We start from the raw sequence: 23,259 nt of genomic DNA, 5'->3' as shown, positions 1-23,259 counted from the left end.
AACTCATCAAACGTTAAGTCAGTGACAAACAGTGTTGTAAAACAACATGGTAAGCGTCTCTATCGCGATATTGATAGTGCTTATCATCTGAAAAATAGATCTGTTTTACGGGAATAATGGGCATCAGTGCATTGGTTAACCAAATTTCATCTGCTTGATAGAGCGTTTGCGGTTTTTCTCGCACAATGTGAATATCCCAGTCCAATTGTTGCGCAAAATCTAATACCTGCTGGCGCATGATCCCATTCACCCCCGAAAGGCTAATATCCGGAGTAAATAATTGATTTCCTTTACGCCAGAAAAGATTTGCGGCATTCGCTTCAACTAAATATCCTTCATTGTCACACACTAACATGTCATCAAATGGGGTTGTTTCTAAATGGTGTTTAATCAGCACTTGCTCTAAGCGATTAAGATGCTTGATACCGGCTAATAAACTATTTTGTCCCAATCTCACTGGGCTAATGGCTAAAGAAACCCCTTGCTTTTGTAATTTATGATAATAAAACGGGTAAGTTGAGCAGGATGTGATCACTGTGGGTGTGTCAAAGCCTTTCGATGAATAGCCTCGCCCACCGCTTCCGCGGCTAATAATCACCTTAATAACACTTTTTTCAGTGATTGTGGACGCTATTTGTAGAAGATGGCTGGCTAACCATTGCCAGTCTGGTGAGGGCAAAAACAGTGCATCACAACCGCGTTGTAAACGTTTAAGGTGAGCAGATAATAGAATAGGTTTACCTTGTTCAACGGCAAGTGTTGTAAAACAGCCATCACCAAATTGTACCGCTCGATCACTCACATTGATGCTTCGTTGCTGTTGTCCATTTACCCAATACATCAAACACCTTATTTATAATCTATGTTATTGATATTTTTTGTACATGATAAACAAGTTAATGTAAAAGGACAAAGCTATAGATAAAATAAAAGACCCAGCATGACGTCTGGGTCTTTAGACTAATTCAATACGCGAATAAGCGGTTTACACACGCTTAAAGAGAATCGAACCGTTGGTACCACCAAAGCCAAATGAGTTACATAGAGCATAGTCCATATTCTCAACTTTACGCGCTTTATGTGGTACGAAATCAAGGTGACAATGTTCATCTTGATTATCAAGATTGATTGTTGGCGGTACAATTTGGTCACGTAAAGACAAAATAGTAAAGATAGACTCAATCGCCCCAGCAGCACCTAATAAGTGACCCGTCATCGATTTTGTTGAGCTAACTAATACATCAGTCCCTTTGCCAAATACCGTTTCAACAGCTTGCGCTTCTGCAATATCACCCGCATTAGTAGAAGTACCATGCGCATTGATATAACCGACATCAGCAGCGGTAATACCCGCATCTTTCAATGCGTTTTCCATTGCAAGTGCACCACCCGCGCCATTTTCTGCAGGAGAGGTCATATGGTAAGCATCACTACTCATACCAAAGCCAACAACTTCTGCATAAATTTTAGCGCCACGTGCTTTAGCGTGTTCATACTCTTCGAGGACTAACACACCTGCACCATCACCTAACACGAAACCATCACGATCTTTATCCCATGGGCGACTTGCCGCTTGAGGATCATCATTACGTGTTGATAATGCACGTACTGCACCAAAACCACCAACACCTAATGGTGTTGTTGCTTTTTCAGCGCCGCCCGCTAACATCACATCAGCATCACCATAAGCGATAATACGAGCGGCATGCCCGATATTATGCACACCTGATGTACATGCAGTTGCGATAGAAATGGTCGGTCCACGTAAGCCATAAATAATGCTTAAATGGCCAGCAACCATATTAATGATGGTTGAAGGAACAAAGAATGGGCTAATTTTACGAGGGCCACCATTGATTAATGATGAATGATTTTCCTCGATAAGGCCTAAGCCACCAATACCAGAACCAATAGCAGCTCCGATACGACTTGCATTGGCTTCTGTTACTTCAAGACCTGAATCCGCAATGGCTTGAACACCTGCTGCAATACCATATTGAATAAAGAGATCCATCTTGCGCGCATCTTTACGCGAAAGATTGTAATCTTCATGATTGAAATCTTTTACCAATCCTGCGAATTTAGTCGCATGATGACTGGTGTCAAATTCTTCGATAAGGCCGATACCACTCTGTCCGGCACACACAGCTTTCCAAGAAGCTTCTGCGTTATTACCGACAGGAGATAACATGCCTAGTCCGGTCACAACTACACGACGCTTAGACACGCTTATCCTCCAAGGAGGGAAAAAGTTTAGGATTAAGAATATAGGCGGTCGAGTGACCGCCTAGATTAGCAAGCTTATTTACCTGCGTTTTCAACGTAATCAATAGCAGCTTGAACTGTAGTAATTTTTTCTGCTTCTTCGTCTGGGATTTCGATATCGAATTCTTCTTCCAGAGCCATTACCAGCTCAACTGTGTCAAGAGAATCAGCGCCTAAGTCATCAACAAATGAAGCTGAATTCACAACTTCTTCCTCTTTAACACCCAGTTGTTCAACAATGATTTTCTTAACGCGTTCGTCGATAGTGCTCATACTATTAAATTTCCTATCAAAACTCGCTTGCGCGATGATTTTCTTAGTTTATAAATACAGGAAAAGATCTAACCAATCCCGACTGTGTGGACTACTTTATTCGCTATATTTTGCATTATATTGTACGCAAAAAGCAAATATAAAGACGTCCCCGTAATTAGACCATGTACATGCCGCCATTGACATGCAATGTTTCACCCGTGATATAGCCTGCTTCATCAGAAGCTAAGAAAGCTACAGCACTGGCAATCTCTTTGGCATCACCTAAACGGTTAGCTGGCACTTGAGATAAAATACCGGCTCTTTGGTCTTCTGTTAACGCTCTGGTCATATCAGTTTCGATAAAGCCAGGAGCAACAACATTTACCGTAATGCCACGGGAAGCAACTTCGCGTGCTAATGATTTACTAAAACCAATCACACCCGCTTTTGCTGCCGCGTAGTTTGCCTGTCCAGCATTACCCATGGTTCCAACTACTGAACCAATAGTAATTATGCGACCATAACGTTTTTTCATCATAGCACGCATAACTGCTTTAGACAGACGGAAGACTGATGAAAGATTAGTGTCAATGATATCTTGCCACTCATCATCTTTCATGCGCATCAACAGGTTATCACGAGTAATACCTGCATTATTGACCAAAATATCAATTTCGCCAAATTCCGCGCGCACATCAGCTAAAAATTTTTCAATAGAGTCAGTTTCTGTGACGTTTAACACAAAACCTTTACCTTTATTGCCTAAATATTCGCTGATCGCTTTAGCACCGTTTTCACTCGTTGCTGTACCAATTACGGTAGCACCACATGCTATTAGCTTTTCTGCAATCGCACGGCCAATACCACGGCTTGCACCAGTAACTAGCGCTATTTTTCCGTCAAATCCCATGAGATCCCTCAGTCATTTCCTAATGCAGCGTCTAATGATGCAATATCATTAACTGCCGCAGCGTTCATCTCTTTAGAAATACGTTTCGTTAAACCAGTTAATACTTTACCGGGTCCTATTTCTAATAATTGTGTGATGCCCTTGTCAGCAATAAATTCAACCGTTTCAGTCCAGCGGACTGGGTTATAGAGCTGACGAACTAATGCATCTCGAATAGCATTAGCATCGGTTTGTGCTTTCACATCAACATTATTAACAACTTGAATTTCAGGTTGTTTAAATTCAATTTCTTGTAATGCAACAGCTAACTTATCTGCAGCAGGCTTCATTAAAGCACAGTGAGAAGGCACACTTACCGCTAAAGGTAACGCACGTTTCGCTCCAGCTTCTTTACATAATGCCCCTGCACGCTCTATGGCTTCTTTATTACCCGCAATCACCACTTGACCGGGTGAGTTAAAGTTAACCGGTGAGACAACTTGTCCTTGAGCCGCTTCTTCACAAGCTTTTGCAATAGCATCATTATCTAATCCGATAATTGCATACATGGCGCCAGTACCTGCAGGTACAGCCTCTTGCATTAATTGACCGCGCAATTCTACTAGTTTAATCGCCGCAGCAAAATCAATTACGCCAGCACAGACTAAAGCAGAATACTCACCAAGACTGTGACCTGCCATCATTTGTGGCATTTTGCCTTGCTTTTCTTGCCATACACGCCAAATAGCAACGGATGCTGCTAATAATGCCGGCTGTGTTTTCCATGTTTTGTTTAACTCTTCTTCAGGACCATTTTGCACTAAATCCCAAAGAGAATAACCCAATACATCAGATGCTTGAGCAAATGTTTCTGTCACTATTGGATAATGCTCGGCAAGTTCTGCAAGCATTCCAATCGCTTGTGATCCCTGTCCAGGGAAAACCATTGCAAAATCAGTCATGTTTATTTTCCTGATAATATTAAAAACGGATAAGTGCAGAGCCCCAAGTAAAGCCGCCACCAAACGCTTCTAACAGAATTAACTGCCCACGTTGAATGCGATTGTCTCTTACAGCTTCATCTAATGCTGTAGGAACGGATGCTGCTGACGTATTACCGTGGCGATCTAATGTCACCACGACTTTATCCATTGTCATATCCAGCTTTTTGGCTGTTGCTGAAATAATTCTTAAATTTGCTTGATGAGGCACAAGCCAGTCGAGTTCCGATTTATCAATATGATTCGCTTCTAATGTTTCATCCACAATGTGGGCAAGTTCACGAACTGCGACTTTAAACACTTCATTCCCTGCCATGGTGACATAAGCAGGTAAGTCTTGATTTTCTCTATCTTGATAAGGCAGAGCTAACAGCTCACCAAAACGCCCATCAGAATGTAAATGTGTAGAAATAATACCTGACTCTTCAGAAGCACCGACAACGACGGCACCAGCAGCATCACCGAAAAGAATAATTGTACCGCGATCGTTAGGATCTAACGCATGTGATAAGCGATCAGCACCAATCACTAAAGCTTGTTTCACCGTGCCAGCCTTAATAAATTGATCAGCGATACTTAACGCGTAAACGAATCCTGAGCACGCGGCTGCAACATCAAACGCGATACAATCAGCAATACCGAGGGCGTGTTGAATTTGACATGCCGCACTCGGAAACGCATGAGAGCCTGATGTTGTGGCAACGATAATTAAGCCAATTTCTTGTCTATCAATATCAGCCATTTCTAATGCATTCTCAGCGGCACTCGCACCCATTTTGGCAACAGTTTCTTCTTCTGTTGCGATACGACGTTCATGAATACCTGTTCTGGTGACAATCCACTCGTCTGATGTATCAACCATTTTTTCTAAATCGGCATTAGTTCGCACTTGTACAGGCAAGTAACTACCAGTACCTAAGATTTTTGTATACATACTATCAATCACTCTTGGGTAATACTGTATTCAGACGTGAGGCAATTCGTTCTGGAATTTGTCGCTCAATGGCCTGAACAGCCTGTTCTATTGCTGCTGTAAACGCGTTTTCATTTGCGCCACCATGGCTTTTAATGACGATACCGCGTAATCCTAACAGAGAAGCACCGTTATACTGGTCGGGGTTCATATGGCCAAAACGCTTATTTAGGCGTTTTTGTAACCATTTCTTCAATAATTTCATCCACCACGACGTTTTTTTATTGTCACCAGTAGAAGATTTAATCAATGAAAGGAAGACTCTAATCACCCCTTCCATTGTTTTAAGGGAAACATTACCTGCGAAGCCGTCACACACCAACACATCTGTTTTGCCGGTCAGTAACTCGTTACCTTCCACATAACCAATATAGTTTATATTTGGTGTCGCCTTAAGAACGGTGGCGGCTTCGCGGATATTATCTAATCCCTTACTCTCTTCTTCACCAATATTTAAAAGTGCCACTTTAGGTGAATGTATACCTGCAATTTCTTCTGCCATCACGGCACCCATAACAGCAAATTGAACTAACATTTGGCTATCACAGTTAACGTTCGCGCCTAAATCAAGAACGACGGTCTTGCTTTTTTTCTGATTAGGTAACACAGAAACCAATGCAGGACGTTCTATTCCATCAATCGCTTTTAGCCGAAGTTTTGCTAACCCCATCAACACACCGGTGTTACCTGCACTTACACATGCCTGTGCTTCCCCTGTTTTCACCAGATCGAGTGCCACGCGCATTGATGTGCCTTTACTTGCTCTAATAGCATGTGAAGGTTTGGCATCATTGGCGACAATATGTTCAGCCGGTATAACATGTAAACGGGAGATTAGCTCAGCATTTTGATTTGCAAGCAGAGGAGAGATAGAGTCTGGTTGACCCACCAGCAATATTTTTAAATGAGGATTAGATGCCAGCGCCCGCAAACATGCAGGCACTGTGATACGAGGACCGAAGTCCCCGCCCATCGCATCTAACGCTATGGTTAGATTTGTCAAAGTATCAACGAGCTATAAAGCTAATTACTTGTTGATAACCTTGCGGCCACGGTAGTAACCGTCAGCAGTTACATGGTGACGCAGGTGAGTTTCACCAGAAGTTTTGTCAACAGAAACATGAGTTGCTGTCAGTGCGTCATGAGAACGACGCATACCACGTTTAGAACGAGTTGGTTTGTTTTGTTGTACGGCCATTGACCTTACTCCTTAGTACTTTTCTTTAAACTGGCTAATACGGCAAATGGATTCGGCTTCTCTGATAATTCTTCAGGGAGTTCACCGAACACTTGTTCCGCGTCGGACACTTCACAGTGTTCAAAATCATGTACCGGAACCACCGGCAAGTTGAGGATTATTTCATCTTCAATCATCGCCAGCAAATCTATTTCACCAAAATCGTCTACGTCGATTGGCTCATATTCTTCCGGTAATGCTTCAGCCCGTTCATCACTAACAACAGGGCTAAAACAATATGTTGTGTGAACATGATAGGGAAAATGGCCCCCGCAACGCTGACACTCTAAAGTGACATCCACATCGGAATGCCCCTTGATGACTGCCAAACGTTGATGGTCAATATCAAATGATAAAGCCACATCAATATTACTGTCCACACTGACCACCGATTCAGCTAAGCGGCTAACTTGCTCAGAGGAATATTGACCGTCATAGTCTAAATTCTTCTGTGCTGCTCGCAGCGCATCAATGGTCAGGGGTAATTTTACCTTTTGCATAAGGCGCGCATATTATCTTTGTAATGGAATATAGTCAAAGAAAAAGGCGGGTTATCTACACCTTTCCACCAAAATTCGCTTTATCAGCGGCGCATAGTTTAGAATGTCGGGCATCATTTTGCTACGGATTTTATAAAAAATATGTTGCCACTGGTTCTTGCGTCGACTTCGCCCTTCCGAGCTCAGCTTCTGAAAAAGCTTGGAATGCCCTTTATACAGGCCTCCCCAAACATTGACGGAACCCCTTTGCCCACAGAGTGTGCACAAGCGTTAGTCACTCGTTTATCCTATGAAAAAGCGCGAGCTTTAGAGGTACAATACCCAAATCACTTAATTATTGGTTCAGATCAGGTTTGTGTACTCAATAAAAAAATTACGGGTAAGCCCCTTAATTTTGAAAACGCTTTTGCACAATTAAAACAAGCATCCGGTCAATGTGTATCATTTTATACTGGATTAACTTTATATAATAGCTCAACATTAGCCTATGAAAGTCATTGTGAATTATTTCAAGTTCACTTTCGGCATTTAACCGATGATGAAATTATCGGCTATTTAAATAAAGAAACACCGTTTTATTGCGCAGGAAGTTTCAAGTCTGAGGGGTTAGGAATTACTCTGTTCGATAAATTAAGCGGTGATGACCCAAATTCTTTAATCGGATTACCACTTATCCGATTGAATAAAATGTTACTCTCACAAAGAATTAACCCATTACTTTCCACAGATAATCAGGAATAGTCGTGATTGTCTTATTTTAATCTTATTTAGCGATAAAGCGTATTATGAATAAATTAGCATCAATTTTGGCAGCTTTAATCCTTACGGCATCGGTAGTAGGTTGCTCTGATGAGAAAGCACCTGACAATTCAGCCGTAAAAGCAGACAACAGTAGTAATGTTGCCCAAAATACTGATCCCAAAAAAGAAGATGAAAGTGCATCTTCATTTAAAAAGAACTTTATTAGTAGTTGCATACTCGGTTCTGGTGTGACTGATGATGCACTAATACCACAAATTACCGAAGTTTGTAGCTGTACTTACGACAACATCATCAAAGATTATGGTATGACCGAATTTATTCGTGTTGATATGGAAATGAGAAAAGACGGCTCTAAATCGCTTCCGAAAGAGTGGAATATCGATAAAATTGTTGAGCAATGTATATCAACCATCACCAAATAACCCTGGCTGGATACTGATCCTATTTTCTAGGACGACAACGGTAAATCATTTGCAAACAAAGTGGGAAAAAATTTTCTCCCACTTTGCTAGTTTGAAAACAGTAGTATTAAGATTTTTGATTGCGTAATACTTGTAAACAGTAACGTAACGTTTTATCCATCGGCGCTTCAATACGCATTTTTTCCCCTGTTGAGGGATGAATAAAGGTTAATGAACTCGCATGTAAAAAGAGACGATTAAGCTTGGTTGAAGCTAATTGTGTATCAAAATCACGATCACCATAGCGATCATCAAAAGCAATAGGATGGCCGGCATGTAATGTATGGACACGAATTTGATGAGTTCGTCCCGTGACAGGACTTGCTTTAACTAAGGTCGCAAATTCAAAGCGCTCTTCTACCTTAAAGCGTGTTTCTGATGGTTTACCTTCACTACTTACTTTAACCACCCGCTCACCACTTTGTAGGATATTTTTCAATAAAGGGGCTTGTACTACTTTTGTATGAGATTGCCATTGACCACGTACTAAGGCTAAATAATCTTTTTGCATCTGTTTTAATCTTAGCTGTTCGTGTAGTGAACGCAGGGCTGAGCGCTTTTTAGCAATCAACAATACCCCTGAGGTATCTCTATCAAGGCGATGCACTAATTCTAGAAATCTCGCTTCTGGGCGCAATGCCCTTAAACCTTCAATCACACCAAAACTGAGTCCGCTACCACCATGTACTGCCGTCCCTGATGGCTTATTAATCAGCATCACATGTTCATCTTCATATAAAATACACTCAGCAAGTGCTGATACTTTTTCTAACTTAGGCGATACCGCATGTTCTTCTTTTTCTGCTACCCGGACAGGAGGAATACGAATGCTATCCCCTGCAGCTAATTTATATTCAGGCTTAATGCGCCCTTTATTAACCCGAACTTCACCTTTGCGGATAATTCGGTAAATCATACTTTTCGGTACACCTTTTAAGCGTGCCAGTAAAAAATTATCAATACGCTGGCCTGCTTCATCGCCATCAATGGTGACGAACTGAACTTGATTAAATGATTTCATAGTGGCGATTTTTTAGCTCTCTTAAAATAAAAAATGACAAACAAATTATTGGTGCACAAAATAACATCAAATTGGGTGCCTATTTTAACCTGATTAATGGGAAAAAGACGAAACATTAACTAATCTCTCATATTTATACAGAAAAAGTCACCAAAGCGGAAAAGTCATCTTGCTATAACCCCAACACCAATGGAATAATGCAGACTCTCCTGATTAAGTTTATCAGGTATATTTATGAAATTTTGTTTGTTTGATATTCAAATGCAGCAATGGCGTAAGACATAGTCGAATATCAAACAATTTAGTATGCCATAAATACATCACTTATTGAGTTGGCACATTACGTCTCAATTAAAGAGTGCTGAATTTTAGAACTGAAAATCAGACTCACCGACAAATTGCACCTCTATACAATCGACAACCGTGAGGTTGACGCCTTTGTAAAAGACACGAGGTCATCGGTTATCAATAGTGTAATTACGTATGTCAGTGGCACATTATAAAACGTGAAAATAACGAGTAAGTCACAATATGAAAAGAATGTTAATTAACGCGACTCAACAGGAAGAGTTGCGTGTTGCCCTTGTTGATGGGCAACGTTTGTATGATCTGGATATCGAAAGCCCCGGACATGAGCAAAAAAAAGCCAATATCTATAAAGGTAAAATCACCCGAATTGAACCCAGTCTAGAAGCCGCTTTTGTTGATTATGGTGCGGAACGCCACGGTTTCCTTCCTATCAAAGAAATTGCCCGCGAATATTTTCCTAGTAATTATCACTCACATGGTCGTCCTAACATCAAAGATGTTTTAAAAGAAGGTCAAGAGGTAATTGTACAGGTAGATAAAGAAGAGCGTGGAAATAAAGGTGCTGCTTTAACCACCTTTATTAGCCTTGCAGGTAGCTATTTGGTATTAATGCCAAATAACCCTCGTGCTGGCGGTATTTCTCGTCGTATTGAAGGGGAAGATCGCACTGAATTAAAGGAAGCATTATCTAGCCTTGATATTCCTGATGGAATGGGGTTGATTGTTCGTACTGCAGGTGTGGGTAAATCCGCAGAAGCATTACAACAAGATTTAAGCTACCGTTTAAGACATTGGGATGCTATCAAAAAAGCAGCGGAAAGTCGCCCTGCTCCTTTTCTGATCCACCAAGAAAGTAACGTGATTGTACGTGCTTTCCGTGATTATTTACGACCAGATATTGGTGAGATCTTAATTGATAACGCTAAAGTAGTTGAAATGGCTCGTAGCCATATTGAAGCCATTGGTCGTGGTGATTTTGCTAGCAAAATTCGCCACTACACAGGGGCTGTACCACTATTTAGTCACTACCAAATTGAATCTCAAATTGAATCAGCCTTCCAACGTGAAGTCCGTTTACCTTCGGGTGGCGCTCTGGTTATTGATACAACAGAAGCATTAACCGCTATCGATATTAACTCATCTCGTTCAACACGAGGTGGCGATATTGAAGAGACAGCCTTTAACACTAACTTAGAAGCTGCTGATGAAATTGCGCGCCAACTCCGTCTACGTGACCTTGGTGGTTTGATTGTTATCGACTTTATCGATATGACCCCTGTTCGTCATCAGCGTGAAGTAGAAAATAGAATGCGTGAGGCTGTGCGCCAAGATCGCGCACGTATTCAAATAGGTCGCATTTCGCGTTTCGGCTTATTAGAGATGTCACGTCAGCGTTTAAGTCCTTCATTAGGTGAATCAAGCCATCATGTTTGTCCGCGTTGTTTAGGCACAGGGACTATCCGTGATAATGAGTCACTTTCTCTTTCTGTATTGCGTCTTATCGAAGAAGAAGCATTAAAAGAAAATACTCATGAAGTACACGCTATTGTGCCCGTACAAATTGCCTCTTACTTGCTCAATGAAAAACGTAAGGCAGTCACCGATATTGAGTTGCGCCAAGCCAATGTCAAAGTAGTGATTGTTCCTAATGATCAAATGCAAACACCGCATTTCTCAGTTATTCGTGTGCGCAAGGGCGAAGAGATCTCTTCATTAAGCTATAATTTAGCGCAATATCACGAAACTCAGTTAAATGAAGCAGAAGATGAAGCCGTACCTGAGCGTAAAGCGCCAGAGCAACCGGCGATATCCGCTTTTGCATTACAAGATAATAGCGCTGACACCACCAATAAGAAAAAATCTGCACCAACTCCAGCTAAACAGGTGAAGAAAAGCGAAACAACAGAGAATGGTGGATTCTTTAGTGCTATTGCAAAATTCTTCTCTAACTTATTTGCGAGTCAGCCAGAGCCTGTAGTTGAAGAAAAACCGCAAGAAAGCAAAAAAGAGAATAATGAAAACCGTCGTGAGCGCCGAAATAATAACAATCGTCGCAATAATAACCGCCGTGAACGCGATAATGATCGCAATCGTGACCACGAGCGCAATCGCGATAACGTAACGAGCGAAGAAAATCGTAAGAACCGTAATCAGAAAGCGCAAAATGCCAATACTGAAGTCAGTAATGAGCAAGAAATCGCTGAACGTGAAGCCCGTCGTCAACAACGCCGTGAACAACGTGCAGAACAACGTCGTCGTCAGGAAGAAAAACGTCAGCAACAACAAGAAGCTGCGAAAGCCGCACAAAATACAGCGGAAAATGACAATGTAGCAAAACAGGCTGAGAAGAAAGAAGAACCTCGTCGCCCTGTTATGCCTCGTCGTGCTCGCCGTCAATTAACGCAATCTGTTCGTGTTACTGATGCTGTCGCAACACCTGCTATTGATGTTGCTGTGAGCGACTCACCGGTTTCTGAGCCACCAGCGACAGTGGTTAGTCAATTACCATCATCAGAAAAACAGCAAGTTGCGAAACCAGTAGCGACGGTTAAAGATGAGCAAGAACAAGTTTCTGCTAATGCGTTAACTGATACTGTAAAAGCACAAGAAGAAGTGAAAAAAGAAGAGAATGCGGGCCAACAAGAAAATGTGATGCCACGTCGCTCTCGCCGTTCACCTCGTCATTTACGTGTTAGTGGGCAACGTCGTCGCCGTTATCGTGATGAACGTACATTAGTCTCCCCTATGCCGCTAACGATGGCCGTAGCTTCTCCAGAGCTTGCGTCAGGTAAAGTATGTATTCATTACCCTGTCACACCAATTAGTGATGCACCATTTGTTGAGAATAATGTTGAAAATAGCACTGACAATACAGTTGCTAAAAACTTCATTACACATAAAGATCCACAAATGGTTGCTATTGCACCAGAAGTATCAGAAACCATTGCTGCAGATGTTGCTCAGGCTCAAACAGCAAATACTGAAGCAACTGAAGCGACTTATTCGGTCACAGTTAGTACTGAATCAACCACTGAAGCTGTAGCTGAAATTGTCGCAATTGCACCGCAAGAAACGACTGCTGATATTAATGAGTCAACTGCCGATCATGTAGAAGAAAACGCTGTTAACAACGTTATTGCTGACGTTAATACCCAAGAGCATGTTACTCGTAAAGAGAATATCTCTGCGGTATTAAATACAACGGAAGCTTATCTACATGAAGTGACTGAGCAAGCAGATGTTGCCGAAGAGAAAACAGAAACCACTCATAATAAAGTCATAGCTAATGCTGATCATGAAACCGCTAGTGAAGACACCCATAGTGACATGACAACGCAAGCGCCTGTACCTGAGATGCCAGCAACAACCCAAGCATCGACTGAATGTGCGGCAGAGCAACATGTAGAGCAAACTGCTTCTCAATCTACACCTGTAGAAACACAGCCTGAAGTGACCGAGCCTGTTACTGAAACTAAAACGGAAACCGAAGTCGTATCGGTTGAAGTTAAGCAGCCAGCTAAAGTGACCGTTATTCGTCAAGAGCCAGCAGTACGCCAGTTACATGCTAGCTCGCCAATGACGAAAGCTCCGGCATCTACAGATGTGCCTGTAGCAATTGAAATCAAAGCATGGGATGCACGTCCAGCCTTTGATAAGCAAGGCCGTAGCGGTGCGGGTGGTCATTGTTCAACTAATCATGCTTCATCTGAAATGACTAAAGCGTCAACGCATAGTGAGTCATAAGAGAAAAGAAGCAATAATATAACGCGATAAAATATCCGTTGTTAATCCAAGAGCCTGTTAATTAGCAGGCTCTTTTGTTTTATGGCTTGTGTGACCATAACTATGATGAAAAAACGAAAAAAAAGGCCTCTGAACAACCATTCAGAGGCCTTTGAATTTGCCAGCTAATATAATTAATTTTTAATATTAGGAATATTTTTAATTTCACCCATCGCTTTTAATTGTTTTGACAATTCACGACGCTCTTTAGAGAGATCTGCATTTTTTATGATGTAATCATCTACACGATCTTCATAGTCACTACGCATATTAGCGATAATACCGAGTACATCTTCAATTGACATACCAGGCTTAATGTATTCACTTAAGTTGTCTAATAAAAGAACACGTTTTTGGTTATCACGGATCTTTTTCTCATTGTCAGTGATCTCACGACGGATTTTGTTTTTACGACGATACATACGCACAAACTCCAGTACGTTTTGGAAAGACGGCTTGCTTGCGTTATCCATTTCCTACACCTTTACAATTGATATTTAAGAAAAATAGTACTGTTTAAGATTATCGCTTAATCGTGTCAATAAACAAGTAAAGTTTATAAATTTAATTGATTTGGCTTAATAAACAGTAGATTAGAATGATACGCTCTATTCAATATAGTCAATCAGCCGATATTCGTAAACCTAAATAAAATCGATAAAAAAAGCTACCACTCACGAATGGTAGCCATAAAAATTATCTAGCAGCGCTGTAATAGCTAATGCCTACCCGCTTAAATCGGTTGAGCTTTATTGTTACTATCGAGATCAGTCATATCATGTTGTGGTAATGCTTTCGAGTCAGCACGTAACAACACAGCAGAAAGTAACGTAGTACCGACTACCATACATCCCATCACCATATACGTAGGGGCAAAACCGTAATGATCATAGCCATAACCCGCTAATGGGGATAACAATGTTGCCACAATGGAACTGACACATTGGAAACCGACTAAATACAATGTAGAAGATAAACGCTTATCAAAATGTTGGCTGTTATATTTAAAAATAGAAATTAACAGGATAGGAAGCTCAACGGCATGTAATAACTTCATACAAGAGATCATTATCGGCCCTTCAACTAATCCAGAACCAATAATACGCGCAGCCATCACACTACTCGCCAATAATAAACCGTTTTTCGCCCCTATTTTGTTCACTAAGAAAGGCGCAACAAACATTCCTCCCGCTTCTAAGAAAACCTGTAAGGAATTAAGATACCCGTACATCTCATTACCTTGCTGTAATGATGCAAATTGTGAAGAGAAGAAAACCGGGAACTGTTGATCGTAGACGCTATAAATACAGGTTCCGACCACAAATAATATTAATGCCCAAAAGCGCGGTAATGACAGTAAGTTTAATGCATCTTTGATGGTGAGTGCAGAAGGTTTACCATGCTCTAATTGATTAAAAGCATCTGGTTTATCTGTTTTTAGTAACGCCAACAGAATTAAGAAGATCACCCCCGCTATCGATGCCATAAAAAAGTTATAGTTAGGATCGATATTGATATTATGCCCAGCAATAAAGGTTGCCGATGCCCATCCCAAAGAGCCCCACATCCTCGCCCTGCCATACTCAAAACCACGAATACGGCTAACACGCTCAGTATAAGATTCTAAAACGCCGATCCCGGCATTAAAAGTCATTCCTACATAGAGCCCTCCGAGAATAGAGCCAATAAAAATATTCCAGCGTAATATTGCCGCAAAGCTAAGAAAAAAAGGCCCCGATAAAATAAGCAATACCGCGATAACCAGCAGTAAATTTTTGCGTAAACCCAGTTTATCTTGAATAAAGCCATAGAGTGGCTGGGCACATAAAGCAATCAATGATATAGCCGAGAATATCAAACCAGTATCTGTTGCTTTAAGTCCAACATATTGATGTAACCAAATAGAGATTAATGAAAACGATGAAGACCATGTAAAAAAGAAGAAAAATAGCAACGCACTTAAGATCACATAGTATTTTTTAGCATCTTTATTCATTGTTAAGCGCCTTATAAAGTCATTTTGCGACCAGAATGTTAACGTTAACTCTATTTATAACGTAGAAAATATTTACCATTATGTGATTTAACGCACTAAAGTTAACGTTAACATTCAAATTATGTGCAGAAGATCGATTTTTATGCTGGTAGTACTTACCACTATTTTAAATGCAACACACAAATAGACACCCTATTATTCTTTTCTGTTCGACCTATTTGTTACAATAACCTTATTATTTATCTTATCGACTAATGATTATGCTTACTGATTTAAATCATCTAACACTTGCCGTCAATGACGTCAAAAAAAGCTTTCACTTTTATGTTGAAGTACTTGGTTTTAAACCCCTGGCACTATGGGATCACGGCGCTTATCTACAGTTAAATACTTTGTGGTTATGTTTATCCGAAGATACCCGCAATATCACTGAAATAAGTGATTACACCCATTATGCATTTAGTTTATCTGCAAATAATTTTGAAACATTTAAACAGCATCTTCTATCACACGGCATTACATCGTGGAAAGAAAATAAAAGTGAAGGAGACTCTTTTTATTTTTACGATCCTGATAATCATAAATTAGAAATACATGTAGGCGATTTAGAGAGTCGTTTAAAAACTTGTCGTCAATATCCTTACTCAGGTATGCAATTCTTTGATAATAAATAAAAATATTACAATAGAACAAATATAACACAACGGATTACAAGGCTTTCTTATCACTTTATTACCATCATAAAAAACGATGAAATAGTGATTAACGTAAGTGGTGATACTCTTTGACTTCCCTTAACTGCAATACCCTATCTCAGAGACGTTATTAACATGCTTTAATCTGACATTTCACGTTTTCAACATTATGGTTTACCATGTCTGTATATCCATAAAGTAGATAAATTACGGTAGGAAACCTTGTCAAATTCAGCTAATACCCCCACTTTCTATATCCATGACTACGAGACCTTTGGTACGCATCCTGCGATGGATCGCCCTGCGCAATTTGCCGGTGTCAGAACAGATATGGATTTTAATATCATTGAAGATCCTCTGGTCATTTATTGCAAACCGAATGATGATTACTTACCTCAGCCAGAAGCCGTCATGATAACGGGGATCACACCACAAATAGCACTAAAGCATGGTGTATCAGAAGCTGAATTTACTCGCCAAATTCATCAAGCCTTTAGCCAGCCTAACAGTTGTATTATGGGTTATAACAATTTACGCTTTGATGATGAAGTCACCAGAAATATCTTATATCGTAATTTTTATGATCCCTATGCTTATAGTTGGCAAAAAGGAAATTCACGTTGGGATTTACTTGATGTTTTACGTGCATGTTATGCATTGCGTCCTGAGGGAATTAATTGGCCTGAGAATGATGATGGTTTTCCGAGTTTTCGTCTTGAGCTATTAACTAAAGCAAATGGGATCTCCCACGAAAATGCGCATGATGCCATGTCAGACGTTTATGCAACTATTGCGATGGCAAAAAAACTCAAACAAGCGCAACCTCGTATGTTTGATTATTTCTTTAATTTACGTGATAAACGTAAAGTACAAGCACTGATAGATATCCCAACCATGACGCCGCTTGTGCATGTCTCTGGTATGTTTGGTGCAGCGCGTTCTAATTTAAGCCTTGTAGCTCCTTTAGCTTGGCATCCAGATAATCGTAATGCGGTGATTGTTTGTGATTTAGCTGCGGATATTTCCCCTTTATTAACCCTCACTTCAGAGCAATTGCGTGAGCGCTTATATACTCCTCGCAGTGAGTTATCTGCCGATGAGCCACCTGTTCCGATAAAATTACTGCATATTAATAAATGCCCTATCGTTGCACCTAAAAATACCCTCAGATCTCAAGATGCCGATAGAATTGGATTAGATATTGATAATTGTTTAAATAACCAAGCAATATTGCTGTCTAATCCTGAGATCCGCAATAAAGTCGTCGAGATTTTTGCTCAGCAAACACCATTTACCCCTGCAGATGATGTTGATGCTCAATTATACAATGGCTTTTTTAGCGATAATGATCGTAGCGCGATGGAAATTATTCGCTCAACACAGCCACAAAACTTACCAGCACTTAATTTAACTTTTGAAGATCCACGTATGGAGCCGCTGTTTTTCCGTTACCGTGCGAGAAACTTCCCAGCCACATTAACTTATGATGAACAACAACGTTGGTTAGCGCATAGAAAAGAGCAATTAACGCCAGAAAAGCTGACTGAATATATCAATACCATTCAGCTGTTAGCAGAAGAACATAGCGATAACGAAGAAAAGCTAAAACAACTACAAGAGCTATATTTATATGCTCAAGAAATTGCAAGTTAATAACATCAGATAAGCAATTAAATTACGCAAAAGGCAGGTTTCCCTGCCTTTATTATGTTTAGCTGTCATAGAATAAAAAACTTATTCTTTGTTTTCTATATGATTAACTTCAGCTTGATGATGATTATGCCCGCAACCACACTCTTCTCCCCAATATTTTAATTTGGAGGTTTTACCAATGCCTGGGTTCATGCTATTTGTCGGATCGTTATGTTTATAAAACGCTTTTAATTGCGGTTTTGCATAATAGAGATGTCCTACATTATGCTCTGCTGGATATTCCGCACCACGTTTGTCTAGTAAGGCTAACATCTGTGCTTTAAGTGCCTTAGCGTCAACACCTTTTTTAATAATATAATCTTGATGCATAACGTGACACATAAAGTGACCACAGTACAATTTATAGAGCAATTGGTTTTCTATTTCAGGAGGCAGTTTTTCAAACCAATCTCGATCATTACGACGTAATGCAATATCCAAAGGTAGCACATCTTCCACATCGTTAATATGAACGGCATGATAACGCACCGCGGCACCCGCGGCGGCAAAACGATGTAAAAAGGCTTTATTACCTTCTTCTTCTGTACATTCGAAATAATCCCCCGTGGCATGTTTAAAGTATTCTTTTAAATAAGTTGAGGCTTCTTCTATACCACTATCCGCCATTCTTAGCATTAAATGGTGCTCATATTTATCGCGATATTCTGTCATACGAGCAGGTAAATGAGCAGGCCATAACTTACTCATCAATTGCATTGTTCTATCAGTTAGATTCTTAGGTAAAAATGGCACTTTATTAAGAACAGCATCAACACGCCCTTTAATAGCAAATAATGCTGGCATCTTATCTGTACCTAACTTATCAATAATTAAAAAGGTATCTTTGCCATAAACTTCTGCCATTTTGTAGTAACTTCGATGCATATACTCACCCGCAACGGGTAATACCTTAAATTGACTGAGAATATGGCGACGGATATCTTCTAACTCATCAGGATCATTGGTCCCAATATAGAAAACTTGAGTGCGATGATCAGCAGGAAAAGTATCTAATCTTACGGCAAAAACAGAGAGCTTACCGGCGCTTCCCGCCGCTTCAAAGAGACGTCTTTCGTCATTATTAAATCGAGATGGTGTATCTGCATCAATATCACGTACTCGCTCACTATATTCATGATCAGATGCCAGTTTATCCGTCGCATGAATTTGTTTCGCATGATAATGTCGATTATCCAGATTGGTTAATATCTCTTCCGGAGTGTCACCTAAATCAATTCCCAAATGGTTGATAAGCTCTGCTTCACCTTGTTCATTAACACGGGCGTAAAGTGATAACTCAGTATAAGCAGGGCCGCGGCGCACTAATGCACCCCCTGAGTTATTACAAATGCCTCCAATTACCGAAGCACCAATACAAGAAGAGCCTATCACTGAATGTGGCTCTCTTCCTAATGGCTTTAATACTTTTTCTAAGTGCCATAATGTACTGCCAGGAAAGGCAATAACTTGGTTATATTCAGAAAGAACTTGTATTTTATCTTGGCGCAAGGTACTGATGATAACAATATCACGATCATAGTCATCACCACTGGGGGTTGAACCTTCTGTTAACCCGGTATTTGCCGCTTGCATAATAATAATTTTATCGGCTTCAACACAGGTTTTAAAAATACGCCACTGTTCTAATAAAGAGCCGGGGAATACCACTGCCAGTGCTTTTCCCTGTCCGGAACGAAACCCTTTACGATATCGCTCTGTTTTATGCTCTTGGGTTAATACATGTTTTTTACCGACAATACCTTCTAACTTACGAATAAAATGCTGGTTTGTGGAGCTGCTACTCTCATTCATTGTCCCTATCCTATTCCTGTCTTGTCTAATTTTTCTCTTTATCACAATTTAATTTTTATTTAAAAATAATGAGATAAAAAGAAATGTATTATCAATATAACCACTTTTATACCATTGTGAGCAAGTTAATCACAATAAATTAGCCGCTAGTTTGATAAAATAATTATAGCTACCATTAATAAAACACTTTTTACAAAGCGTATTTATCATTCCATGATTAAATATTCTCTTTCATTAATTTCTCTATTGCTAATTTATTCCATGCTTGGCAACTACGGCTTTGATAACTATTTTGATTGGTGGCTAAAGCTAATTGATAAGATAACCTAGGGGAAGTAATGGGAATAACCACTAAATCATCGATAGGATATTTATTACACATGCTATTAGGTAACAGTGTGATCCCGACACCGGCTTTAACCATTGCAATAATTAAATCTAAATGATTACTTCTCCCCACAATTTGTGGTTCAGTGTTATAAATCCCACAAGCACTACGTACCAAATCATTAATACGAAAATCTTCTGAAAAAAAGATAAACCGCTCTGTAATAAGCTGTTTAAAATTAACCTTCTTATCTTTAGCCAAAGGATGGGATTGTGCTACTAATAACATCAAGTGATCTTCTGAAAAAATGGTTAATTCAAAATCTTTATCATTAAAAGGTAACATCACTGCAGCAGTTTCTACCGTGCCTTCTAACATCGCATCTTCCATCTGTTTGGTGCCCAGCTCAAAAATTTTAAGTTCAACATTGGGATGGCGAGAGCTAAACGCCATGATAATATCAGCAAAATAGGTTGAGGCTATAACAGGAGGTAATCCGACATTTAAGGCGCCTGTTAAAGGTTCATCTTTATCATTTAATGCTTTATTCATACTATTAAATTGAGCGAGGATCTGCTTTGCATGCTCATATAAAATAGCACCGTCATCGGTTAATTTTACTCCATCCACTTCTCTTATTAATAAAACAGTGCCTAATTCATCCTCTAATTTTTTAATGCTACGACTAATGGCTGGTTGTGTAATAAATAAAGCATCAGCGGCTCGGCTAAATCCATTTAATTGAACAACTTCAATAAAATAGCGTAAAACACGAATATCCATAAATAATTTTTACCTTATTACTTTTGGTTATACCCCCAATAATAATAAACCATTTCCTTAAAAACAAAATTAGCGATAGAACATTAAGCATAATGTAAGAACTTTACTATCATTTAGTAGATTATTATTTCAGATTTTCTGGAGATTATATGACAAACACAGTTATTAAGTACGTTTTAGACCGATTATATGATTTAGGTATCAAAGATATTTTTGGTGTTGCTGGTGATTACGCCTTCCCTATTGAAGACACTGTTTGCAACAACCAACAACAACGTTGGATTGGTAACTGTAATGAATTAAATGCGGCATATGCTGCAGATGGCTATGCTCGAATTAAAGGAATGGCGGCATTATCCACCACCTTTGGTGTAGGTGAATTAAGCGCGATTAACGCTATTGCCGGTGCCTATGCCGAAAATTTACCGATTTTCCATTTAGTTGGCATGCCAGCAAGTGGCGTACAAAAAAGTAAACGCCTTGTGCATCATACTTTAGGTAATGGTGATTTTGATGTTTTTTATCAGATTGCTCAGCGCCTTGCTTGCGCTCATACTATTTTAACACCCGAAAATTGTGTGGAAGAAATGGAGCGCGTAATAGATGTGGCATTAAAAGAGCGTCGTCCTGTTTATATTGGTATACCTTCAGATTATGCTAATAGCCAAGTAGTAGAGCCGTTATCTGTTACCACACCACAAAAGCCAACAAGTGATAAAGCAACATTAGAAAAAGCAGTATCAGCAATCGTTGAGAAACTTACTCACAGCAATAATGTCTGTGTATTACCAGGCTTTTTATCTGCACGTTTAGGGTTAACAGATAAAATCCAGCATTTTATTGATAAAACAGGTTTACCTTATGCCACTATGTTTATGGATAAAAGCATATTAAGTGAATCTAACGCGCAATATGTTGGTATGTATGACGGACAATTAATGACACCAGAGGTCAGAGAATTTGTCGAAAGTAGTGAATATATATTAGGGATCGGTACATTAATGACTGACTTTAATACAGGCAGTTTCACTGCTAATATGAAATCAGAACAATTTATCAGTATCATGCCAGACTATGTTGAAATTGATTCTGTGATCTACTCCTGCGTTTATATGACAGATATTCTTTCTGAATTAACCCAACGACTACCAAATAAAACTTATCATAAAATAACAGCGAAAGGATTAGGTGAAGCGGTTACATCTGATAATAATAAAATTACAGCACAATATCTCTATCCTCGTTTAGAACAATTCTTTAAGCCTAATGATATTATTATTGCAGAAACAGGAACCTCATCCATGGGATTAGGCTTCGCTTTATTACCTGAAGGTGCACAATTTCATAACCAAACACTATGGGGCTCTATTGGTTGGGCAACACCGGCTGCATTAGGCGCTGCGTTAGCGGCACCAGAAAAACGTATTATTTTAATTACCGGTGAAGGCTCTCATCAATTAACAGTACAAGAAATTAGTCAATTTGTTCGTTTCGGTTTAAAACCTATTATTCTAGTATTAAATAACGATGGTTATTTAATAGAGAGATTATTATGTGATTACCCCGAAGCTTATTATAATGATTTAGCTCAGTGGAACTATCATCAGTTACCTCAAGCCTTTGGTGCAACAGATTGGTATAGTGAAAAAGTGACTACAGCAAGTGAACTCGATAATGCGTTAAATAAAGCCGCATTAACAGATAGCGCATCTTATATTGAGATAGTCACAGAGCGATATGAGGCCTCTGAATTAGCGCAAAAATTAAAAGAATCAAAAAGTTCATTATATTCATTCTAAAATGAATAAGTAGAATAACTAATTAAGCATTTAACAGTACAAAATAGATAAAGCTTAGCTAATTTGCTTAATAAATAAGGTATAATTTAAATCATCGGCATACTCTAATTTTTATTTTTAATATAGAGAATATGCCGATATTTTTTACTACATTGATCACACTATATTCAAACTATCATATAATGTTAGTAAAAATAATAAAAAAACTCTGAATAAATTACTGCAAAACAATTTAGAAAATATCTCTAATATAATAATGCCTGTCATAAAAACTAAACATAGCTAATTTGACATCCTCCACGCCCTAAAGGACGTGGATCCCTACTGCGTTCAGACTGATGTCTGAATCACCTCGGCGGGTTCCTGCTTCGACGGGCGGTCTGACTGCACCCTCCCTCCACAGGCAAGCACGGCATGTCCTGCCGCTAAAATGTTACGTGCCCCGTTGATATCAGCATTCGCTGTATATCCACATTCAAGGCACTCGAATTGACTTTGTGACTGGCGGTTTTCCTTTGCTGTATGACCACAGCAAGCGCACTTCTGACTGGTGTAGGCAGGGGGTATTGCCAGTACCTGACCACCTCGCCAGAGCTGCTTGTACTCAAGCTGACGGCGCATTTCATACCAGCCCTGCTCCAGTATTGAGCGGTTTAAACCAGATTTAGCTTTTACGTTCCGTCCAGGCCGTTCTGTCG

At 39.7% G+C, this 23,259-nt stretch carries 21 protein-coding genes; 6 read left to right on the top strand and 15 right to left on the bottom strand.

Going from position 1 to position 23,259, the window contains the following annotated elements; translation table 11 throughout:
• Nucleotides 1-13 precede the first annotated feature (13 nt).
• The 9 genes from pabC to yceD form a co-directional block, all read right to left on the bottom strand.
• Complete coding sequence (gene pabC, locus AACV00_RS08440) at nt 14-841, bottom strand: aminodeoxychorismate lyase (RefSeq protein ID WP_036971510.1); 828 nt, start codon at nt 839-841, stop codon at nt 14-16.
• Nucleotides 842-985: 144 nt separating this feature from the next.
• The gene (gene fabF / locus AACV00_RS08435; protein ID WP_004247823.1) at nt 986-2,227 is read right to left on the bottom strand and encodes a beta-ketoacyl-ACP synthase II; all 1,242 of its coding nucleotides are present in this window, start codon (nt 2,225-2,227) and stop codon (nt 986-988) included.
• A gap of 74 nt (nt 2,228-2,301) precedes the next feature.
• Nucleotides 2,302-2,538 (bottom strand): acyl carrier protein, encoded by a 237-nt coding sequence (gene acpP, locus AACV00_RS08430; RefSeq protein WP_004247087.1) that lies wholly within the window; start codon nt 2,536-2,538, stop codon nt 2,302-2,304.
• Between the two features lie 157 nt (nt 2,539-2,695).
• On the bottom strand, nt 2,696-3,430 hold the full coding sequence (gene fabG / locus AACV00_RS08425) for a 3-oxoacyl-ACP reductase FabG (protein ID WP_004247085.1): 735 nt from the start codon (nt 3,428-3,430) through the stop codon (nt 2,696-2,698).
• 8 nt (nt 3,431-3,438) lie between these two features.
• Complete coding sequence (gene fabD, locus AACV00_RS08420; protein WP_161680053.1) at nt 3,439-4,371, bottom strand: ACP S-malonyltransferase; 933 nt, start codon at nt 4,369-4,371, stop codon at nt 3,439-3,441.
• Nucleotides 4,372-4,390: 19 nt separating this feature from the next.
• The gene (locus AACV00_RS08415) at nt 4,391-5,344 is read right to left on the bottom strand and encodes a beta-ketoacyl-ACP synthase III (RefSeq protein ID WP_004247821.1); all 954 of its coding nucleotides are present in this window, start codon (nt 5,342-5,344) and stop codon (nt 4,391-4,393) included.
• Between the two features lie 4 nt (nt 5,345-5,348).
• Nucleotides 5,349-6,386, bottom strand: a complete 1,038-nt coding sequence (plsX, locus tag AACV00_RS08410) for a phosphate acyltransferase PlsX (RefSeq protein WP_012367762.1) — start codon at nt 6,384-6,386, stop codon at nt 5,349-5,351.
• A gap of 24 nt (nt 6,387-6,410) precedes the next feature.
• Complete coding sequence (gene rpmF, locus AACV00_RS08405) at nt 6,411-6,581, bottom strand: 50S ribosomal protein L32 (protein WP_004247080.1); 171 nt, start codon at nt 6,579-6,581, stop codon at nt 6,411-6,413.
• A 5-nt stretch (nt 6,582-6,586) separates the two neighbouring features.
• Nucleotides 6,587-7,120 (bottom strand): 23S rRNA accumulation protein YceD, encoded by a 534-nt coding sequence (gene yceD, locus AACV00_RS08400; RefSeq protein ID WP_004247079.1) that lies wholly within the window; start codon nt 7,118-7,120, stop codon nt 6,587-6,589.
• A gap of 141 nt (nt 7,121-7,261) precedes the next feature.
• Here yceD and AACV00_RS08395 point away from each other — a divergent pair, with 141 nt between their 5' ends.
• Both AACV00_RS08395 and AACV00_RS08390 read left to right on the top strand, forming a co-directional pair.
• Nucleotides 7,262-7,861, top strand: coding sequence for a Maf family protein (locus AACV00_RS08395; RefSeq protein WP_161680051.1), 600 nt, complete (start codon nt 7,262-7,264; stop codon nt 7,859-7,861).
• Nucleotides 7,862-7,905: 44 nt separating this feature from the next.
• Nucleotides 7,906-8,304 (top strand): hypothetical protein, encoded by a 399-nt coding sequence (locus AACV00_RS08390; protein WP_004247077.1) that lies wholly within the window; start codon nt 7,906-7,908, stop codon nt 8,302-8,304.
• Nucleotides 8,305-8,410: 106 nt separating this feature from the next.
• Here the strand turns inward: AACV00_RS08390 and rluC are convergent, their stop codons facing one another.
• On the bottom strand, nt 8,411-9,364 hold the full coding sequence (gene rluC / locus AACV00_RS08385; protein ID WP_004247076.1) for a 23S rRNA pseudouridine(955/2504/2580) synthase RluC: 954 nt from the start codon (nt 9,362-9,364) through the stop codon (nt 8,411-8,413).
• Nucleotides 9,365-9,895: 531 nt separating this feature from the next.
• Here rluC and rne point away from each other — a divergent pair.
• Nucleotides 9,896-13,417, top strand: a complete 3,522-nt coding sequence (rne, locus tag AACV00_RS08380; RefSeq protein WP_063215325.1) for a ribonuclease E — start codon at nt 9,896-9,898, stop codon at nt 13,415-13,417.
• A gap of 173 nt (nt 13,418-13,590) precedes the next feature.
• Here rne and tmaR read toward each other — a convergent pair whose 3' ends face one another.
• Both tmaR and AACV00_RS08370 read right to left on the bottom strand, forming a co-directional pair.
• On the bottom strand, nt 13,591-13,929 hold the full coding sequence (gene tmaR / locus AACV00_RS08375) for a PTS system regulator TmaR (RefSeq protein WP_004247073.1): 339 nt from the start codon (nt 13,927-13,929) through the stop codon (nt 13,591-13,593).
• Nucleotides 13,930-14,189: 260 nt separating this feature from the next.
• Nucleotides 14,190-15,452 carry an MFS transporter gene (locus AACV00_RS08370; protein ID WP_004247818.1) on the bottom strand — a complete coding sequence of 421 codons (1,263 nt, stop codon included), beginning with the start codon at nt 15,450-15,452 and terminating at the stop codon, nt 14,190-14,192.
• 260 nt (nt 15,453-15,712) lie between these two features.
• On the opposite strand from AACV00_RS08370, the gene AACV00_RS08365 reads away from it, so the two are divergent.
• Together AACV00_RS08365 and sbcB are read left to right on the top strand one after the other, a co-directional pair.
• Nucleotides 15,713-16,126: a VOC family protein gene (locus AACV00_RS08365; RefSeq protein WP_036900849.1), complete on the top strand. Its 414-nt coding sequence runs from the start codon at nt 15,713-15,715 to the stop codon at nt 16,124-16,126.
• A gap of 243 nt (nt 16,127-16,369) precedes the next feature.
• Nucleotides 16,370-17,800 carry an exodeoxyribonuclease I gene (sbcB, locus tag AACV00_RS08360; RefSeq protein ID WP_004247817.1) on the top strand — a complete coding sequence of 477 codons (1,431 nt, stop codon included), beginning with the start codon at nt 16,370-16,372 and terminating at the stop codon, nt 17,798-17,800.
• Nucleotides 17,801-17,881: 81 nt separating this feature from the next.
• Here sbcB and dld read toward each other — a convergent pair whose 3' ends face one another.
• Both dld and AACV00_RS08350 read right to left on the bottom strand, forming a co-directional pair.
• Nucleotides 17,882-19,651: a D-lactate dehydrogenase gene (gene dld, locus AACV00_RS08355; protein ID WP_036905800.1), complete on the bottom strand. Its 1,770-nt coding sequence runs from the start codon at nt 19,649-19,651 to the stop codon at nt 17,882-17,884.
• Nucleotides 19,652-19,868: 217 nt separating this feature from the next.
• Nucleotides 19,869-20,762: a LysR family transcriptional regulator gene (locus AACV00_RS08350; protein ID WP_004247816.1), complete on the bottom strand. Its 894-nt coding sequence runs from the start codon at nt 20,760-20,762 to the stop codon at nt 19,869-19,871.
• A 149-nt stretch (nt 20,763-20,911) separates the two neighbouring features.
• Here AACV00_RS08350 and AACV00_RS08345 point away from each other — a divergent pair, with 149 nt between their 5' ends.
• The gene (locus AACV00_RS08345; RefSeq protein ID WP_161680049.1) at nt 20,912-22,561 is read left to right on the top strand and encodes an alpha-keto acid decarboxylase family protein; all 1,650 of its coding nucleotides are present in this window, start codon (nt 20,912-20,914) and stop codon (nt 22,559-22,561) included.
• Nucleotides 22,562-22,891: 330 nt separating this feature from the next.
• On the opposite strand, the gene AACV00_RS08340 is transcribed toward AACV00_RS08345, so the two are convergent.
• On the bottom strand, nt 22,892-23,259 hold a 368-nt coding region (locus AACV00_RS08340; RefSeq protein WP_161680047.1), incomplete at its 5' end, for an RNA-guided endonuclease InsQ/TnpB family protein.

Source organism: Proteus sp. G3927 (assembly GCF_963894685.1).
GTDB classification, from domain to species: domain Bacteria; phylum Pseudomonadota; class Gammaproteobacteria; order Enterobacterales; family Enterobacteriaceae; genus Proteus; species Proteus mirabilis.
The sequence above is the reverse complement of the archived record's forward strand: the minus strand, read 5'-3'. Positions and strand labels throughout refer to the sequence as shown.

Bases quoted from the DNA above. Each gene is read 5' to 3' on its own strand.
- yceD (WP_004247079.1), bottom strand. From the start codon at position 7,120: ATGCAAAAGGTAAAATTACCCCTGACCATTGATGCGCTGCGAGCAGCA.
- AACV00_RS08390 (WP_004247077.1), top strand. From the start codon at position 7,906: ATGAATAAATTAGCATCAATTTTGGCAGCTTTAATCCTTACGGCATCG.
- AACV00_RS08350 (WP_004247816.1), bottom strand. From the start codon at position 20,762: ATGGATATTCGTGTTTTACGCTATTTTATTGAAGTTGTTCAATTAAAT.
- acpP (WP_004247087.1), bottom strand. From the start codon at position 2,538: ATGAGCACTATCGACGAACGCGTTAAGAAAATCATTGTTGAACAACTG.
- rne (WP_063215325.1), top strand. From the start codon at position 9,896: ATGAAAAGAATGTTAATTAACGCGACTCAACAGGAAGAGTTGCGTGTT.
- pabC (WP_036971510.1), bottom strand. From the start codon at position 841: ATGTATTGGGTAAATGGACAACAGCAACGAAGCATCAATGTGAGTGAT.
- fabG (WP_004247085.1), bottom strand. From the start codon at position 3,430: ATGGGATTTGACGGAAAAATAGCGCTAGTTACTGGTGCAAGCCGTGGT.
- tmaR (WP_004247073.1), bottom strand. From the start codon at position 13,929: ATGGATAACGCAAGCAAGCCGTCTTTCCAAAACGTACTGGAGTTTGTG.
- fabD (WP_161680053.1), bottom strand. From the start codon at position 4,371: ATGACTGATTTTGCAATGGTTTTCCCTGGACAGGGATCACAAGCGATT.
- AACV00_RS08395 (WP_161680051.1), top strand. From the start codon at position 7,262: ATGTTGCCACTGGTTCTTGCGTCGACTTCGCCCTTCCGAGCTCAGCTT.
- AACV00_RS08370 (WP_004247818.1), bottom strand. From the start codon at position 15,452: ATGAATAAAGATGCTAAAAAATACTATGTGATCTTAAGTGCGTTGCTA.
- rluC (WP_004247076.1), bottom strand. From the start codon at position 9,364: ATGAAATCATTTAATCAAGTTCAGTTCGTCACCATTGATGGCGATGAA.
- AACV00_RS08415 (WP_004247821.1), bottom strand. From the start codon at position 5,344: ATGTATACAAAAATCTTAGGTACTGGTAGTTACTTGCCTGTACAAGTG.
- AACV00_RS08345 (WP_161680049.1), top strand. From the start codon at position 20,912: ATGACAAACACAGTTATTAAGTACGTTTTAGACCGATTATATGATTTA.
- rpmF (WP_004247080.1), bottom strand. From the start codon at position 6,581: ATGGCCGTACAACAAAACAAACCAACTCGTTCTAAACGTGGTATGCGT.
- dld (WP_036905800.1), bottom strand. From the start codon at position 19,651: ATGAATGAGAGTAGCAGCTCCACAAACCAGCATTTTATTCGTAAGTTA.
- AACV00_RS08365 (WP_036900849.1), top strand. From the start codon at position 15,713: ATGCTTACTGATTTAAATCATCTAACACTTGCCGTCAATGACGTCAAA.